Origin of the sequence: Ekhidna sp., assembly GCF_040223195.1 — a bacterium.
Lineage (GTDB): Bacteria > Bacteroidota > Bacteroidia > Cytophagales > Cyclobacteriaceae > Ekhidna.
Map to the genome: position 1 here is coordinate 1 of NZ_JAVKDX010000006.1, position 16,393 is coordinate 16,393.

The 16,393-nt window shown below is 43.7% G+C and carries 15 protein-coding genes; 7 read left to right on the top strand and 8 right to left on the bottom strand.

Features of this window, described 5'->3' with window-relative positions; all coding sequences use genetic code 11:
• On the bottom strand, window positions 1–1,779 hold a 1,779-nt coding region (locus tag RLN88_RS01390), incomplete at its 3' end, for a phage tail-like protein (RefSeq protein ID WP_502880095.1).
• Window positions 1,780–2,099: 320 nt separating this feature from the next.
• Here RLN88_RS01390 and rimP point away from each other — a divergent pair.
• The 4 genes from rimP (at window position 2,100) to RLN88_RS01410 (ending at window position 7,007) form a co-directional block, all read left to right on the top strand.
• The gene (gene rimP, locus RLN88_RS01395) at window positions 2,100–2,549 is read left to right on the top strand and encodes a ribosome maturation factor RimP (RefSeq protein ID WP_350219577.1); all 450 of its coding nucleotides are present in this window, start codon (window positions 2,100–2,102) and stop codon (window positions 2,547–2,549) included.
• 1 nt (window position 2,550) lies between these two features.
• Entirely contained in the window at window positions 2,551–3,792 is a 1,242-nt protein-coding gene (nusA, locus tag RLN88_RS01400; protein ID WP_350219578.1) for a transcription termination factor NusA, read from the top strand.
• Between the two features lie 21 nt (window positions 3,793–3,813).
• A complete protein-coding gene (infB, locus tag RLN88_RS01405; RefSeq protein WP_350219579.1) occupies window positions 3,814–6,486 on the top strand; it encodes a translation initiation factor IF-2 in 2,673 nt (890 codons plus the stop codon).
• Window positions 6,487–6,653: 167 nt separating this feature from the next.
• Window positions 6,654–7,007: a hypothetical protein gene (locus RLN88_RS01410; RefSeq protein WP_350219580.1), complete on the top strand. Its 354-nt coding sequence runs from the start codon at window positions 6,654–6,656 to the stop codon at window positions 7,005–7,007.
• Here the strand turns inward: RLN88_RS01410 and RLN88_RS01415 are convergent.
• The 3 genes from RLN88_RS01415 to RLN88_RS01425 all read right to left on the bottom strand — a co-directional run bounded on the left by RLN88_RS01415 (window position 7,004) and on the right by RLN88_RS01425 (window position 10,091).
• Window positions 7,004–7,732, bottom strand: coding sequence for a 1-(5-phosphoribosyl)-5-[(5-phosphoribosylamino)methylideneamino]imidazole-4-carboxamide isomerase (locus RLN88_RS01415; RefSeq protein ID WP_350219581.1), 729 nt, complete (start codon window positions 7,730–7,732; stop codon window positions 7,004–7,006). The genes RLN88_RS01410 and RLN88_RS01415 overlap by 4 nt on opposite strands.
• Window positions 7,733–7,801: 69 nt before the next feature.
• Window positions 7,802–8,491, bottom strand: a complete 690-nt coding sequence (locus RLN88_RS01420; RefSeq protein WP_350219582.1) for a response regulator transcription factor — start codon at window positions 8,489–8,491, stop codon at window positions 7,802–7,804.
• Window positions 8,481–10,091, bottom strand: a complete 1,611-nt coding sequence (locus tag RLN88_RS01425) for a sensor histidine kinase (protein WP_350219583.1) — start codon at window positions 10,089–10,091, stop codon at window positions 8,481–8,483. The genes RLN88_RS01420 and RLN88_RS01425 overlap by 11 nt, the downstream gene beginning before the upstream one ends.
• Window positions 10,092–10,233: 142 nt before the next feature.
• Between RLN88_RS01425 and RLN88_RS01430 the strand changes: the two genes are divergently transcribed.
• Window positions 10,234–11,067, top strand: coding sequence for a T9SS type A sorting domain-containing protein (locus tag RLN88_RS01430; RefSeq protein ID WP_350219584.1), 834 nt, complete (start codon window positions 10,234–10,236; stop codon window positions 11,065–11,067).
• A 48-nt stretch (window positions 11,068–11,115) separates the two neighbouring features.
• Here RLN88_RS01430 and RLN88_RS01435 read toward each other — a convergent pair whose 3' ends face one another.
• The 4 genes from RLN88_RS01435 to RLN88_RS01450 form a co-directional block, all read right to left on the bottom strand.
• Window positions 11,116–11,505 (bottom strand): DUF1987 domain-containing protein, encoded by a 390-nt coding sequence (locus RLN88_RS01435; protein WP_350219585.1) that lies wholly within the window; start codon window positions 11,503–11,505, stop codon window positions 11,116–11,118.
• 11 nt (window positions 11,506–11,516) lie between these two features.
• Window positions 11,517–12,911 carry a PP2C family protein-serine/threonine phosphatase gene (locus RLN88_RS01440; protein ID WP_350219586.1) on the bottom strand — a complete coding sequence of 465 codons (1,395 nt, stop codon included), beginning with the start codon at window positions 12,909–12,911 and terminating at the stop codon, window positions 11,517–11,519.
• Between the two features lie 95 nt (window positions 12,912–13,006).
• The gene (locus tag RLN88_RS01445) at window positions 13,007–13,705 is read right to left on the bottom strand and encodes a response regulator transcription factor (RefSeq protein ID WP_350219587.1); all 699 of its coding nucleotides are present in this window, start codon (window positions 13,703–13,705) and stop codon (window positions 13,007–13,009) included.
• Window positions 13,698–14,933 (bottom strand): sensor histidine kinase, encoded by a 1,236-nt coding sequence (locus tag RLN88_RS01450; protein WP_350219588.1) that lies wholly within the window; start codon window positions 14,931–14,933, stop codon window positions 13,698–13,700. Before RLN88_RS01450 ends, RLN88_RS01445 begins: the two co-directional genes overlap by 8 nt.
• Before the next feature lie 128 nt (window positions 14,934–15,061).
• On the opposite strand from RLN88_RS01450, the gene RLN88_RS01455 reads away from it, so the two are divergent.
• Both RLN88_RS01455 and RLN88_RS01460 read left to right on the top strand, forming a co-directional pair.
• Window positions 15,062–15,427: a DUF1573 domain-containing protein gene (locus RLN88_RS01455; RefSeq protein ID WP_350219589.1), complete on the top strand. Its 366-nt coding sequence runs from the start codon at window positions 15,062–15,064 to the stop codon at window positions 15,425–15,427.
• Window positions 15,428–15,562: 135 nt separating this feature from the next.
• Window positions 15,563–16,390, top strand: a complete 828-nt coding sequence (locus tag RLN88_RS01460; RefSeq protein WP_350219590.1) for a GNAT family N-acetyltransferase — start codon at window positions 15,563–15,565, stop codon at window positions 16,388–16,390.
• Window positions 16,391–16,393 lie beyond the last annotated feature (3 nt).

The following is a 16,393-nucleotide window of genomic DNA, read 5'->3' on the forward strand; positions in this document are numbered from 1 at the left end:
AATGTCGAAGGTATTTTGATCGATATCGGTTCGCAATGCTGCGGCAGAATCTAGCAGTAGTTGGTGCTGGAATGCAGAGTCCAGGTCCAGTTGGTTCTCGAAGTAGATGGAGTCGGCATCACTGTCGAGGTTGATGTTTGCAACTTCTGAATCAACATAATTTTTTGTTGAGGCATCTTGTGCGGATACCGGGTCGGTAACGTTGGCGATAATTGATGAATTAACATCCACAACCCCTGCACCGTTTGGATCGATGACCACATTGCCATCGGTATTGGTAGAGGAGATGGTGTTTCCATCGATCCGAATATTATCAGTGTTGGTGACGGTGAAAGAAGCAGCGGCAGGTACATTACCTCCAATGATGGATCCATCGATAGGCGTATTGTCAATATCACCGCCATTTATAGTGAGATCATCATCAACCTCATCATCTTCTACTGCCCCTGCTACAAGATCGGTAAGGCCAGCATTGTTGATAGTGATATCTCCTGACACAGCACGACTATTAACAGTGGTGCCGTCCCCAATAAGAATCCGCCCGTCGGCAGCAGCATCCACTTCGCTTTGGTTGTTTGTGGCATCCCCCACAAGAATGTACCCTTCGGTAAGGTCATTTTCAGCGTCTACTTGCGTATCGACGTAATTCTTAGTGGCTGCATCCTGAGCATTGATCGGGTCGGCCACATTTATGAGTTTATTATTTCCAAGACTCACATCCGCTGCTGCATCATCAAAGCCACTTAAGGGTATATTGGCTTTGTCCAAATCCGCATTTTGGACCTGACCATCTGCAATTTTTCCAGTTGTAATCGCATTGTTAGCTATGTCCGCATTCCCGACTGTATTGTCAAGAATCTCATTGGTAGTGATCGCATTGTTTTTTATCTGAACATCAGCAGATGATCCGTTATTAGTAACCGTCACATCCCCTGATACCGGGAGTCCCTGAGCAGAGCCACTAGTATTACCAACATAAATATTATTGAGAGCAAGGGAAGAGGAAGTGAAGGCTGATCTATTTTCCCATACGATCTGGCCACTAGCATTTATGACAAGAACCTTATTCGTATTGCCCTGTGGGTTAAGCTTTGAAATAGTGATTGTCCCGTTGGCAATGTCTTCATTTAGAATTGATCCGTTGACGATGTTTGCCGAGCCTATTTGGATCACTACCTCCGAAATACCCACTACCCGGCCTTTTTGATCCAAGGTTAGCTGTAAGACATTGAAAGCTTCAGTTCCATATGTACCTGCGCTTATAGTTCCCACGTTTTCGAGTTTCGCACCTGTTACGGCCAGGTTGGCAATTTTGTCGGTAGTAACAGCCCCACTATTTATTTTCTCAGTTGTAATGCTGTTGTTCTGCAATTTCTCAGTGGAGACCGCCTGATCTGCCAGTTTGTTCTCCGTAATTGCACCCACTCTAACGATCGGATTGGGATATGTGCCGTCCAGATCCCCACCTGCTTGTAGCACATTCAAAACACCCAATCCAGCATTCCACCGATTGTTACTCCAGAAATAAAATAAGTCAAAATCGGTATCGAAAACCATCAATCCTTCATCGCTGAGATTTAGGGAGGGACTCATGGCTGCACGTTGTGCGGACGTCATCCGTGGCACCAAAAACCCTTGATTAGATCCCGGTGAAACTAACTCTAATACCGCACTAGAATTTGGTGATGTTGTATTTATACCTACGGAATTATCCTGACCAATTGCGGATAACCAGACCAGCGAAAATATGGCGACCGCTGCACTTTTGAAGAAGTTCATAATGTGGGGATTTTGACAAGCTGAGGCGTACCTAAGCGGTTAAAATTCTTTTGGTTTTATGGTTAAAAAAATAGGGCGGTGAGACTACTTCAATAACTGACTGTAAAAATTAGAGTGATTGTCGATAATTTCCAAAAAATCAACTAGTTATGAATTGATCTTTAGATGAATCACGTTTTTTTGTTCTTAAAATTCAATTGAATCTGGAAATAAGTGTTTTTATTATCATTTTGGTGGATTTCAAAATTAAGTTTTCTACCTTTGTGCGAAGTTACATTTAGAATACCGAAAGAGGGGACGCCAGTCCCCTCTTTTCATTCATGGAAATAGTGGAAGAGCAAAAGATCAGAGAGATAGCTAACAAGCTAATAGAAGGGACTAAAGACCTGTTTCTGGTGGACGTTAAAATAAAGGGTAACGTAGGAAATCAGAAGGTTTTGGTTTTTGTGGATGGGGACAATGGAATTTCCATTGACCAATGCAGCCACCTAAGCAGACAACTGGGAGCTGAGATGGAAGAAGATGAAATCATGGAAGGCAAATACACCCTGGAGGTTTCATCACCGGGGTTGGATTTTCCGCTAGTGTTGAAAAGGCAATATGCCAAGAATAAAGGTAGAGATCTGGAAGTGGAGTTGGATGAAGAAAAGCTGGAAGGTAAACTGAAAGAGATAAATGAAGACTCGATCGTCCTGGAAGTAAAAAGCCAGGAACGGTTGATCAAATTTGAAGAAATAAAACAATCAAAAGTAAAAGTATCATTCAAGTAAGATGGAAGCGTCAGTATTAATTGATTCGTTTGCGGACTTTGCCAGGGGCAAAAACATTGACCGCCCAACAATGATCCGAATTCTGGAGGATGTGTTCAGAACAATGATCCGTAAGAAGTATGAGACCGATGATAACTTCGATATTGTAATAAATGCCGACAATGGGGACCTTGAGATTTGGAGGTTCAGGGAAATTGTTGACGACAATTCGGAAGATATCTGGGATCACGATAAAATCAGCCTCACCGAGGCGAGACAGATAGAGCCCGATTTTGAAATTGGAGAAGAAGTGGCCGAGGAAATCAAACTGGAAGATTTCGGAAGAAGAGCGGTGATGACAGCTCGCCAGACACTTATTCAAAAAATCAAAGATCTTGAAAAGGACATTCTTTTTCAAAAGTATAAAGACCTGGTTGGTGAGATCATTCAGGGCGAAGTATACCAGGTGCTTGGCCGTGAGGTTCTTCTCATTGATGGAGAAGGAAACGAGCTGACTATTCCAAAAGGTGAGCAGATCCCAAAAGACCGTTACAGAAAGGGCGACACGGTAAGAGCAATAGTGCATCGTGCAGAGATGGTAAATGGAAATCCTAAGATCATCTTGTCCAGAACATCACCGGTGTTTTTAGAGCGATTGTTTGAGGCTGAGGTTCCGGAAGTCTATGATGGATTGATTACCATTAAAAATGTGGTGAGAGAGCCGGGTGAGAGAGCCAAAGTGGCCGTTGAATCATATGATGATCGTATCGACCCGGTTGGGGCTTGTGTGGGTATGAAAGGGTCAAGAATCCATTCAATCGTGAGGGAGTTACAGAATGAAAACATAGACGTGATCAACTTTACCGACAATCTTGAGCTTTACCTGGCCAGGGCATTGAGCCCGGCAAAGATCACAAGTATGAAAATCAGCGATGAGAAAGACAGAGTATCTGTTTATCTCAAGCCCGATCAGGTATCTTTGGCCATTGGAAAGGGCGGTCAAAACATTAAATTGGCGAGCAAATTGGTAGGAATGGAGATAGATGTCTTCCGTGAGCTGGACGAAAGCTCAGAAGAAGATGTGGATCTTGATGAATTTACTGATGAGCTGGAAGATTGGGTAATCGATGAGCTAAAAAGAGTTGGTTTAGATACTGCCAAAAGCGTATTGAAACTTGGCTCAGATGATTTGGTAAGAAGAACAGATTTAGAAGAAGAAACAGTACATGAAGTAATTCGGGTTCTAAGCCAGGAATTCGAATAAGCTTAACTTTGAAGAGTTTATATGGCAGAATACAGATTAAGTCAAGTAGCAAGAAAGCTAAATGTAGGTAAGAATACCATCCTGGATTTCTTGAAGGAAAAGGGATTTGAGGTCGACTCAAACCCAAACTCCAAGATAGCACAGGAGCAGTACGACATGCTTGCAAGGGAGTTTGCTGACTCGGCTCATGACAAAGAAGAGGCGTCCGAGCTGACCATCGGTGGCAAAACCGACAATATGGTCATCAATGTGGATAAAATTTCCGACGAGGATAAAAACGATGACGACAGAATCCTGATAAAGGACAATGTTGCTTCCGATCCTGAGCCGGAAAAAATCTCTGCCAGAACCAGGCTGGACGGTCCAAAAGTCATTGGCAAAATTGATCTGGATAAAAAGAAGGCCGAGGAGCCGAAGAAAACCGAAGAACCGCTAAAACCTGAGGCAAAAGAGGAGCCAAAGAAGGAGCCTTCAAAAGAAGAGTCTAAACCTGAAGCTGAGAAATCGAAGGATGAGCCCAAGGCCGAGGAGAAGCCAGTGGAAAAAGAAGTAATCAAGGCAAAGGCCGATGTTCTCAGAGGACTAAAAGTGCTTGATAAAATCGAGCTGCCCAAGGACAAGCCAAAACCAGTGGCATCTTCAGATTCCAATCAGGATCGGAAAAAGCGACCAAGAAAGCGAATTCAATCGGAAGGAGGATATCAAGGTGGTGGCGGACAGCAGAGAGGCGGAAGGCCAGGGAGTGACAGAGGAAGGACGCAAGCGGGAAGAAAAACAGAGGAACTATCCGACAAAGAAATTCAGGATAAAATCAAAGCCACCCTTGCCAAGCTAAGTGGTGGAAGTGGAAAAGGAGGATCACAGCGATCTAAATACAGAAAGGATAAGCGCTCAGCCAGAGCAGAAGAAGAGGAAGAAAGACAATTACTCGCAGAAGAAGCATCAAAAACCCTAAAGGTAACGGAGTACATTTCCGCAAGCGATCTGGCCTCACTGATGGATGTATCTGCCAACGATGTTATTTCTGCTTGCATGTCGTTGGGAATGTTTGTTTCCATCAATCAGCGACTGGATGCGGAAACCATTACAGTAATCGCCGACGAGTTTGGGTTTGAGGTAGACTTCACAGAATCTAAGGAGGAGACAGACATTGCCGAAGTTGAAGATGATGAAAGCAAGCTACTGGATCGTGCACCGATCGTAACCATTATGGGGCACGTAGATCATGGTAAAACTTCACTGCTTGATTATATCAGGGATGCGAAAGTTACTGAAGGTGAGGCCGGAGGAATTACCCAGCACATTGGAGCCTATGACGTGATGACAGAAAGTGGCAAGCGTGTGGCATTCCTTGATACACCAGGTCACGAGGCTTTTACAGCAATGAGAGCAAGGGGAGCAAAAATTACTGACGTTGCAATTATCGTTGTTGCAGCAGACGATTCAGTAATGCCACAAACCAAAGAGGCAATCAACCACGCTCAGGTAGCTGGTGTTCCAATTGTAATTGCCATCAATAAAGTAGATAAGCCAAACGCTAACCCGGAAAAAATCAAAGAGGATCTCTCCAAGATTAACATTTTGGTGGAAGATTGGGGAGGAAAATATCAGTGCCAGCATGTTTCTGCTAAGACCGGAGAAGGAATCGATGACCTACTCGACAAGGTACTTTTAGAAGCAGAGCTTTTGGAACTAAAGGCGAATCCTAACAAACCAGCAATTGGCTCAGTAGTGGAAGCATCACTCGACAAGGGAAGGGGATATGTATCCACCATCATGGTGCAGGCCGGCACTTTAAAGGTAGGCGATGTGCTCCTTGCCGGGCCATATTTTGGTAAGGTAAAAGCGATGTTTGACCACAGAGGTCAAAAACTAACCGAGGCAGGCCCTTCTACCCCTGTGCAGGTGCTTGGATTGGATGGTGCACCGCAAGCCGGAGACAAATTCAATGTGATGGCCAGCGATCGGGAGGCAAGGGAAATTGCTAACAAGCGAGAGCAAATTTTGCGAGAGCAAAGTATCCGTACCAAGAAGCACATTACACTGGATGAAATTGGAAGACGTCTGGCAATCGGAAACTTCAAAGAATTGAACGTGATTGTGAAAGGTGACGTGGATGGATCCATCGAGGCACTTTCCGATTCACTATTAAAACTTTCTACAGAGGAAGTTCAGGTAAATATTCTTCACAAAGCTGTTGGGCAAATTTCGGAATCAGATGTATTACTTGCCTCAGCTTCTGATGCAGTGATCGTTGGGTTCCAGGTGCGCCCTTCCAGTAGTGCCAGAAAATTGGCAGAGAGTGAGGAAATCGAGATCAGGCTATATTCCATTATCTATGATGCAATCAACGATGTGAAGGATGCAATGGAAGGAATGCTTGAACCTACCAGTGAAGAAGTGATCACTGGAAACATAGAAGTACGAGAAGTATTCAAGATTTCCAAAGTGGGAACTGTAGCGGGATGTTACGTTACCGATGGCAATGTGAAGCGTTCGAACCAGGTAAGGTTGATAAGAGATGGTATTGTAGTTTACACCGGAGAGATCAATCAGCTGAAACGATTCAAGGAAGATGTTGGTGAGGTGAAGAGTGGATATGAGTGCGGACTGAGTATCAAAAACTTTAACGACATCAAGGTGGGTGACATCATTGAAGGATTTGAGATAAAAGAGGTGAAGAGAACATTGTAAAATTTAGATAGTTGAACATAAAACAAGAGCCCATCAGAAATGATGGGCTTTTTTAATGGGTTAAATAATATTTAATCTGTAAATACTGCAATGCATGAGTTAAGTTTTGCAAAAAGCTATAACCTTCCATTGATTATTTCGTTACTTTGTTGTTTAAGATGAAATTCTTGAGAAGAATACAAAATATATTGTTTGCATTGGGATTGACTCTTGCATTTAACATTGGTTATGCCAACACCAATGGAACAGAGAAAAACCTCAACAATCAGGAACAAGAACAAGAAGGTCGAAGGAAAGGAGATCAATCCCTTATGAGACCTGATGGAGATGTTGCTTCTCAAGCTACCTCTCAAGGATATCAGCAAGAAACTACTCGTGAGGCAGAACCTGCCATGGATGCAGAAAGACCAGTTCAGATGGAAGAAAAATCCGATTCTGTGGAAGATGATTCTGTGAGCAAATACAACTTCATTTTCTACTTCCTCTACAAATTCAAATACGACGCTGAAGAGGCACCCTAAGCCTTCACAGACTGAAAATCGTCAATATCTTTAAGTGAAATACGGCCCTCGTAAAAGGCCTTCCCGAAAATTACTCCGTATAGTCCAATATCACGAAGCTTTTTGATGTCGTCTATCCCGCGCACACCGCCACTAGCAAAAATGGATAGGTTTGGAAATTCCCTAAGCAACTCTTCATACAGCTCAAATGAAGGTCCCTCCAGAGCACCATCTTTAGAAATGTCTGTTGTTTTAAGGTACTTCAGCCCTCGATCATAAAAGTAGGCGATATGCTCAAATAGATCTTTGGAAGTTCCCTTTTGCCAGCCCCTTACTCGGATTTTCCTATCCAAGCTGTCTGCTGCCAGAGCGATCTTCTCCCGGCCATAGGACATGAGCCAATTGGCAAACTGCTCCTTTTGTGCTACAGCCACAGATGCTGCGGTGATACTTTCCGCTCCATATTCAAAAGCTTTCAACACATCTCCGTCTGTGTGCAGCCCGCCTGTAAAATTGATTTTCAGGTCAGTGTAGGCCGATATCATGTGGAGAATGTCATAATTCACAGAGGTGCCTTTTCTTGCACCATCCAAATCAATGAGATGAATCCGTGAAATGCCATGATCTTCAAATTGCTTAGCTACGTCTATCGGGGTATCATCGTATACTTTTTCCTTGGAGTAATCTCCCTGAGTGAGGCGAATGGTTCTGCCTTCAATAACCGATATTGAGGGTACAAGTAGCATGATAAGTGAGGTTAGTTCGTTTTTAGAATCGCTCCTTTCTAAAGATATATAATCCCATCCAGAATTAGCTCAATTCACCTCAACTAATTTGAAACCTTCACCGTGAATTGTCAATATCTTAAGACTAGGTTCATCTTGAAGGTATTTTCGGATTTTGGCAATATAGACATCCATACTTCTGGCGTTGAAGTAGCTGTCATCTTTCCATATTTTCTTGAGTGCGCTGCTGCGCTCCACCGTTTTATTGATGTTCTCAAAAAAGATTCTAAGCAGTTCGTTTTCCTTGGTGGTAAGGTTGATCTCTCTTTTTGGAGTAATCAGGCGGTTTTCCTGATAATAGTAAGTGAGCCCGGCAATGTTAAACATGTTTGGAAAGGGCTCTTCATCCTTTTTCGCCGCACGCTTCAGGATAGCCTGGATGCGCAGAAGCAGTTCTTCCATACTGAAGGGCTTGGTCATGTAGTCATCTGCTCCTATTGTAAAACCTTTGATGATGTCCTGCTTCATAGATTTTGCCGTGAGGAAAATGATTGGAGTTTCATCATCAGTAGCCCGGATTTCTTTGGCCAGCGTGAAGCCATCTTTTTTGGGCATCATCAGGTCTAGGATGCAAAGGTCATATGTGTCTTTTTTGAAGGCATATCCACCTTCCTCACCATCTCTTTTTAGGGTGGTGTCATATCCTTTCAAGCCAAGGTACTCACTTAATATCTCGCCCAAGTTTGGGTCATCCTCTACGATCAATAATTTAGGCTTCATGGGCTAATGGTAATGTGATTGAAAATTTGCTCCCCTTTCCCGGCTCACTGTCTACATGTATTTTTCCTCCGTGCGCCTCTACGATCCGCTGCACATAGGCCAGGCCAAGGCCAAAGCCCTTGACATTGTGAAGGTCACCTGTGGGGACACGATAGAATTTTTCAAAAATGTGTTTTTGCTGTTCGCGGGTCATCCCGATTCCTTTATCGTGAATGGAAATGATGAAATCTTCATCGTCCGAGGCAGTCCTTAGCGTTATATTCGGGGCTTCCGGAGAGTATTTGTTGGCATTGTCTAGCAGGTTTAGGATAATGTTGGTAAGATGCATTTCATCGCCTTTTACCAGGTCTTTCTCGGCTTTCTCAATCATATTGAGTCTGCCACCTCTTTGCTCCACCTGCATAGCAATATGCTCCGCCGCACTCTTCACCATATCACTCATTCGAAGAATTTCCTGCTTTAGGTTGTAATCGTTGCGATCTATGGCGGCAATCTGTAGCACTTTTTCTACCTGATCCCCCAGTCGCTTGTTTTCTTCTCCAATTACTTTAATGTATTTCGTACGAAGGGTGCTTTGTTCAATGTCCTTATCACTTAGTGCTTCTACGGCGAGAGACACGGTGGAAATAGGTGTCTTTAGCTCATGTGTCATATTATTGATGAAGTCATTCTTCATCTCAGACAATTTTTTCTGGCGAATGATGGTGCGAATGCTGTATCCAAAGCAAAACAGGATGACCAGCGCCAAAACCCCTGAGCTGACCATGGCTGACCAAACCTTCCCCATCAGATATCCTTGCTTGCCAGGGAAATCTACAATGAGAAGACTACCATTGTCAAATATGTCATTGGGAAAGAGCGTTGCTTTCAGCTCACTTTTGGCCAGCTCTTCCGCTCCATGAGACCCATCGCTGGTATGGAGGATGAATCGATTGAGATTGGGCTGTATAACCCCGTACTCATAATCTATGTCAATGCCCTTTCCTTCCAATTCATTTTTGAGCAGGGAATCAAGCTGATGTGGATTAAACCTGGAAGTGATCGCCCGATTTGGCCCCATCAGGTCCTGCATTACATCAAATGTAAGCTCATACCGTCTGGAGACTTTGGCCAGCTGCTCCTCAAGCTCCTGAATTTTAACATCCCGTTCCAGGATCATTTCCTCTGCGGAGCTCTCCGGAGGAGGTAATTGTTCAGGGAAAAAATTTTGTGCGTAGCTGGAAAAATTCACCACAAATTCGAAGGCTCCATTATTTACTGTATCTGCAAAAAAGAAAACCTGCTGATTGCCCTGATTGACGATTTCATAGTTGCCCTTAGTCGATTTTTTTGGCTGCTCTGTTTTTTTGAGATGAACCCGCTCCCTGCTTTCATCTTCATAAGGGACATTATTGAGGTAGTTCAGCTTTTGAAGGGTAGCATAGGTCTCTTGTTTTTCTAGCTTATTGGCGACCGTGTTCAGTGCATCTAGCACATCTTTCCTGAATCGCTCCTCGTTGGCGGCCACCAGGGAATCAATCCAGTAAAGCTGAAAGGCAATCAGCCCGATCATGGCAAATCCCATGAGCCCAATGATCCATCTCAGTGTCTTTCGCTGCATACCTCAAAAATACTATTAAGCACCGGTTGCAGTTCGTGTTTAACCATTTTTAACAAGGATTAACGACTGATTAACAGAGAGATAGAAAGACAGTACGTACTTTCGATTGGCGATTTGAATTAGGAACTAAACTCAAAATAAGATGAAAACAAAAACGAGAATGTTAACCCTGGCAGCCGTCCTATCCTTGGGGATGTCTGCTTTTGCCCAATCAGATGAAGGCAAGATTGTGGTGGAAATCACCAAAGAGATCAACGGTGAAAAAAAGACCTTTAAGGGTGAGTATAACAGCGCAGAGGAAATGCGCGCCGATCCTAGCTATCAGGAGTTTGCCGGTGAGCAGGAAGGTTTTAATTTTTGGTTTGGAGATACCGATGACCATGATGTGTTTCTTCATCTCGATCAAATGAAAGATCGCAATAAGTCGTTTTTCAAATACTTCCACGGTGATGATGAAGACGATGAAGGAGGCTTTTTCTTCAAGCACTTTGATGGTGATTCGGTGGATGGTTTTTTTGACCTGCGCTTTGACGGAGCTGACATGGAAGAGCTAAGGGAACGGATGAAGGAGTTGGGCATGGACATGCAGATTATGATGGATCGCTTTGATGATGAGGATCACCAGATGCATGTGATAGAGATAAAGCGAGTGAAGGTGACAGATGTAGGTGATGAGGAATTTGGTAAGAAGGGAAAGGTGGATGAGAGCAATTTGTTGGAGCTGGATGACCTTAGGTTTTATCCCAATCCGTCTTCCAACGGGAGGATCAAAGTCCGATTCAGTGTGCCGGACGAGGATGAGTTGAACATCCGCGTTTCAAACCTGGAAGGAAAGGAAGTTTTTAGCAGAAATTTTGATCGATTCAGCGGAACCTACTCGGAGTTGATTGATCTATCTGGTCAAAAAGAGGGAATCTATCTGCTCGAAATCAGCCAGGGGAAAAAGCGACTGACAAAGAAAATTGTAATTAATTAGGTTGTTTGTTTGAAATGGGAAATGGGCCGGTGAAATACCGGCCTTTTTTTAATATTCGCCTGATGTTTTCGTGATATTGATATCAATATCTACGATATCCTGAAAGTCCAGGCCGGTTTCCACCATGTCCTCATCATCTTCCTCGGCAAACCAATTGATCGTCACCTTTTTACCATGTTCTTCCAGCGTCTTCAGTTCGCGTATGATCAGGTAGATACACCTAGCAGAGCTGGTATTAAAATAGATCAGTCTGAAGTTTGCTTCAATTTTCGGCTGCCCCGTTTCTTTCAAAAGGGCGATTGCCTTAATGAAAGGATCATAAAATTCCATGGTGTTCTCAGGGCTCGATCGCCCCTTCACATCTACTTTTCCATTTGAATAATTCACACATGTGTATGGTGTGGTCCTTGTCGATTCCGTGATAAATACTTCTTCCATAATTGTAGTTCTTAAACCTGTACGCCCATGATCAGCATATCGTCCAGTTGCTCCTCATCTCTTCTCCATTCGGTGATCTCTTTTTCCAGAAGTTCCAATTGCTCTTGCGGAGAGTGCCTATGAATGGACTGAAGGAGACTCTTAAATTTTTTGGATGAATACTTTCGATCGCCCTTTCCACCTATCTGATCCTGAAAGCCATCGCTGTAGATGTAGAAAACATCCCCCGGTTTCAGCTCCATAGAATGGTTCGTGTAGGGCTTATCTATATTTCCGAAGTAGGAGCCAATTGGCATTCTATCGGCTTTGATCTCAATCAGCTCCCCATTTCTAAACAAGCACAAAGGGTTGAACGCTCCGGCATATTCAATTACGTTGGTGCGATGGTCGATGGTGCATAGAGCAATGTCCATCCCATCTCTTTGGGAGCTTTCTTCACCCTGCTGCATGGTTTTAATTACTTCCCGTCGCATCTCGTCCAGAATTTCCCCTGGCTTGGTACGGTTGTCCGGCACCACTTTATTTAGGATGGTATTTCCGATCATGCTCATAAATGCACCCGGCACCCCGTGTCCGGTACAATCCACTGCGGCTATATAGGAAACATCGTCCGCATGCTTAAACCAATAAAAGTCGCCACTCACAATATCCCTGGGGCGGTAGTAGACTAGCGATTTAGGCAGGTATTTAGCAATAGTTTTTTCGGAAGGAAGAATTGCCTCCTGAATTTTTTTTGCATAGCGAATGCTTGAGGTGATGTCCTTGTTTTTGGATTCAATGATCTTCTTCTGTTCATTGAGCTTTTTATTCGATTCCTCTAGGGATAGCCGGGCAATGATTTCACGCTTGGTCAGGTTGTAGCGGGTCTGAATCAGGATGATTGAAAAAATCATCACAGTACCGGTGAGAAGGCCCCCACTTGCAAGTATTTCTTCCAGACCAAGTGTGCTGTTTCGCACGAGGAAGAAAATATTGGCAGCAATAGAGAGTGCCACCACGATGATGGACCAATAGATCTTCCAAAGCACGAGCATACCAGCACCTATGAAGAGGGCGATGTATGCAAGTGTGTGTTTTTGAAGATCATCCACATCCATCAGGCTCCACATGAAAGCATTTTGAACGGAGATTAAAAGCACTGGCACGAAAATTAGAAAGTCAGCGGAAATATTGAGGGGCTTCCTTAAAACCAACGTGATGGCCGTAATCGATGAAACTGCCAGCCTGAATATGAAAAAGACCTCAAAATGATGATTGACATTGATATAGTCAGTCGCACCAAAGATGAGGTTGAAAATAACAGCGACCCAAGCTCCGGCGATGTGGTACTTGATGGTGGCTCGCCTGAGCGCTTCCTCCCACTCCACTTCCAGGGCTCGTTGTTTAAGTAAATTCGATGGACTCATTAAATAAGGTTGTTGGTTTTAGATGGTTGAAAGATCGATGAAAGCTCCCTGTCATCAATCGGTTAACCTACGAGAGTCACAACCTCTGCGGATTTCTATTGTTCTGAATTGCCCGAAACTTTCAGGCTAAAACCCACACCATGGTGGTTGCGGATTTCGAGCGAGGAATCGGCTTTTAGATATTTCCTGAGCCTGGTGATAAATACATCCAGACTTCTGCCTTTGAAGTAATCATTCTCTCCCCAGATGCTCTCCAATATGTACTCACGCTTTACAAGCTCATCCCTATTATCCAAAAGCAGCTTGAGCAGGTTTGCTTCCATTTGAGTGAGGGTATGCGTCTCTTCGCCACATGCGTATGTAAGGTTCCTGAGGTCAAATGTAGACTGGCCAAATGCAATACTCTGGCCTACTGGTGCTGTGGGCTGAGTGGATGATCTTCTAAGGAAAACGTTGATCCGGTGGCTTAGCTCTTTGATGGAGAATGGCTTGGTCACATAGTCATCACCTCCAATTTCAAATCCGGAGAGCCGATCTTCTTCCTGTGATTTGGCTGTAAGAAAAATGATCGGGACAAACTCACTCAAAGACCGGATATTGCTTGCCAGCTCAAACCCGTCCATTCTGGGCATCATTACATCTAGTATGCATATTTCAAAATTGGCGGTCTTAAATTCCTTCAGCGCCCGCTCGCCATCAGCACTCAAGCTCACCTCATGGCCCAGGGATTCAAGGTTGTCCTTGATCATAAACCCCAGGTTTTCGTCATCTTCTGCCAGCAATATTTTAGCCATTGGGTAATGTAATTTTAAATGTGGTGCCCATTCCTATCTCAGATTGCAGTACAATTTTCCCCTTTAGTCTTTTCACCGCAGATGCCACGATCTGCAGTCCAAGTCCAAAACCTTTTTCATTGTGCTGGTTTTGTGCCTCCGGCACCCGATAAAACTTATCAAAAACCTTCTTTTGGTACTCTTTAGGAATTCCTTTGCCATCATCAGATACCTCAATCCGGGTGCTTTTGGAATCTTGCTCAAGGGCAATGCAAACATTCCTTCCCCCATACTTCACTGCATTGTCAGCCAGGTTTCGGATGATATTTTCCAGTAATTTCCTATTGGAGGAAATTTGGTTCTTTGCCTCACCTTTTATTTCCCATTGGATCATTCGTGACGCGTATTCATCTTTCAATTCTCCAATGATGGTTTTTATAAAATGCTGTACATCTACTTTCTCCATTTTAAGTGGGGACCGGGATTCCAGTTGGGAGGAGTGCAGAATATCTTCCACATTTTTTTGTAGCCGGCCTACCTCTGTTTGGATGATCTTCAAATATCTATTGTCTTTATCGGACGCCTTTTCTAGAAGGGTGTTTGAAGCCAGGGATAAAGTGGCCAGTGGGGTTTTTAACTCATGACTCACATTATTGATGAAATCTTTTTGCACCTCACTCAGCCTTTTCTGCCTAAGGATCACAAAGAGGGCATACCCAAAGAAAATGATCACTGCGAAGGTGAGCAGCGTGGTAAACTTCCACAGATCAAATCCGGCGAAAAGGTTTCTCGACTTATTAGGGAAGTAGACCCCAAAGTAGTATTCATCGTTTTTCAAAACCGGCATTACAGATACGGTGCTCTCCCCTGCAATATTCACATTCTCCGCATAAACCATCTGATCATTGGCACAGTCATAAACGCCATATTCAAACTCCTGAGAAATTGCTCTTTTCTTTATCTCGGCGGAGATCAGATATTCCAGATTAGTCAGGTCTATCCGATCGTTGGTGCGCACGATGAAGTAATTGCCGGAAACCTGTTCGATTGGGTTGACAGCCGGAAAGTCTTTGCCATTGGCTTCACACAGGGACTCCACCACATTCCGAAGTGCCACTTGTACATTGTAATTGAAAACCTGGTCCTGTTGCTCAATGGCACGGTTGAGCCAAAATACCTGCGTGCCTATGATGCCGATCAGCGACAGTACCGCCAGGATGATTAAAACACGGATGGGGGTGTTTTTCATGATCCAAAAGTACAGGGGAAAATGATGGGATTTCTGGGTTTAACAACTCATTAACAATCATTATGAACTCGTTAACAGAGCCTTTCATGCCATCCGATCACATTTGGACAAATTAAAATTTTTCAAAAATGAGAAAAGCAACATTTATCGTAATGCTTGGAATTGCAGTAGCTGTAGTTGCAGGTATGTCACCTATCAAATGGAAAACTACTTCGATCGACTTGGGTCAGGTAGCCAAGAATGAAATGAAGGAGCTGACTTTTGAATTCACCAATACCAGCGGATCGAGCATTCAGATTTTAGAGGCGAAAGGATCGTGCGGGTGCACGGATGTGAAGTATCCGGAAGGAGAGATCAAAGCTGGTGAGACAGCCTCAATTTCTGCCAATTTTCAATCAGGAAAAGTGGGAGCCTTTAAGAAAAACATCAGAATCAAAACTTCTGAATCTGAAGAGTACACCTACCTATATTTCAACGGAGAAGTCGTGGAGTAGGGCAGCCCAGTCGCAAATGATCAGGGGGGTGTTTTCACACCCCTTTTTTTATTGTCTTGACTTTTAGACAGATAAGCATCATTTTAGTTTAACAATAAATTAAAGAGCTGAGCAGGCTTTCTGCTTTTTGGTTTTATGGAAATCCGTCTTTTGTCTGAATCCGATTTTGATCAGTTATTTTATACATTTAAAATGGCTTTCTCGGACTATGAGGTGAAGTTTCAGCCTACCAGGGAGGAATTCTCCTATCGGATTCATCATAAACTTCAGTGCGATCGGGAGATTTCCTGTGGGAGCTTTGATGGCGATGAAATGACCGGCTTCATTCTCCATAGTTCCAATATTTATCAGGGTATCCCTACGGCTTACAATGGGGGCACAGGTGTATTGCCAGGCTTTAGAAATCAAAAAACTGCTGAGAGGATGTATGAGTTTCTAATCCCGGCAATTCGCAAGAAGTTTATAGCGAGGATTCTGCTGGAGGTGATCGAGAGCAACAAGAATGCGATAGCACTTTATGAGAAAATCGGTTTTACGTTTAAAAGAAGATTCCGGTGCTATAAAATGAGCAGGCCCCTAGCTTCTCACGCAGAAGTCGGCATTGAGGAGGGCAAAATGGAAGACGTGAAATTTAGTTTCAATGATTTTCAACCCTCATTTCTTGATAGCTCAGAGCATCTAAAACATGGGGATGAGCGGGTATTATTCGCCAAACGTGATAATATAGTTGTCGGACACATCATTTTCCAACCACACATTGGCCGCATATCACAGCTGGCTGTGGATCGGATTCACAGGCATGAGGGGATCGGGGAAGCCCTGCTCGTGCAAGCTCAAAATGAATCGAAAAAGCCGCTAACCATCATGAACATTCCGGATGATGAATTTGGTTTTGATGCATTCCTTGTCAGGTGCGGATTCCAAAATCAAGTCAATCAATATGAAATGGAATTGATAATTTAGGTG

Excerpts from the sequence above, each read along its gene's own strand:
- RLN88_RS01460 (WP_350219590.1), top strand. The coding sequence starts at position 15,563 with ATGGAAATCCGTCTTTTGTCTGAATCCGATTTTGATCAGTTATTTTAT.
- RLN88_RS01425 (WP_350219583.1), bottom strand. The coding sequence starts at position 10,091 with ATGCAGCGAAAGACACTGAGATGGATCATTGGGCTCATGGGATTTGCC.
- nusA (WP_350219578.1), top strand. The coding sequence starts at position 2,551 with ATGGAAGCGTCAGTATTAATTGATTCGTTTGCGGACTTTGCCAGGGGC.
- RLN88_RS01445 (WP_350219587.1), bottom strand. The coding sequence starts at position 13,705 with ATGGCTAAAATATTGCTGGCAGAAGATGACGAAAACCTGGGGTTTATG.
- RLN88_RS01450 (WP_350219588.1), bottom strand. The coding sequence starts at position 14,933 with ATGAAAAACACCCCCATCCGTGTTTTAATCATCCTGGCGGTACTGTCG.
- RLN88_RS01455 (WP_350219589.1), top strand. The coding sequence starts at position 15,062 with ATGAGAAAAGCAACATTTATCGTAATGCTTGGAATTGCAGTAGCTGTA.
- rimP (WP_350219577.1), top strand. The coding sequence starts at position 2,100 with ATGGAAATAGTGGAAGAGCAAAAGATCAGAGAGATAGCTAACAAGCTA.
- infB (WP_350219579.1), top strand. The coding sequence starts at position 3,814 with ATGGCAGAATACAGATTAAGTCAAGTAGCAAGAAAGCTAAATGTAGGT.
- RLN88_RS01420 (WP_350219582.1), bottom strand. The coding sequence starts at position 8,491 with ATGAAGCCTAAATTATTGATCGTAGAGGATGACCCAAACTTGGGCGAG.
- RLN88_RS01415 (WP_350219581.1), bottom strand. The coding sequence starts at position 7,732 with ATGCTACTTGTACCCTCAATATCGGTTATTGAAGGCAGAACCATTCGC.
- RLN88_RS01440 (WP_350219586.1), bottom strand. The coding sequence starts at position 12,911 with ATGAGTCCATCGAATTTACTTAAACAACGAGCCCTGGAAGTGGAGTGG.
- RLN88_RS01435 (WP_350219585.1), bottom strand. The coding sequence starts at position 11,505 with ATGGAAGAAGTATTTATCACGGAATCGACAAGGACCACACCATACACA.
- RLN88_RS01430 (WP_350219584.1), top strand. The coding sequence starts at position 10,234 with ATGAAAACAAAAACGAGAATGTTAACCCTGGCAGCCGTCCTATCCTTG.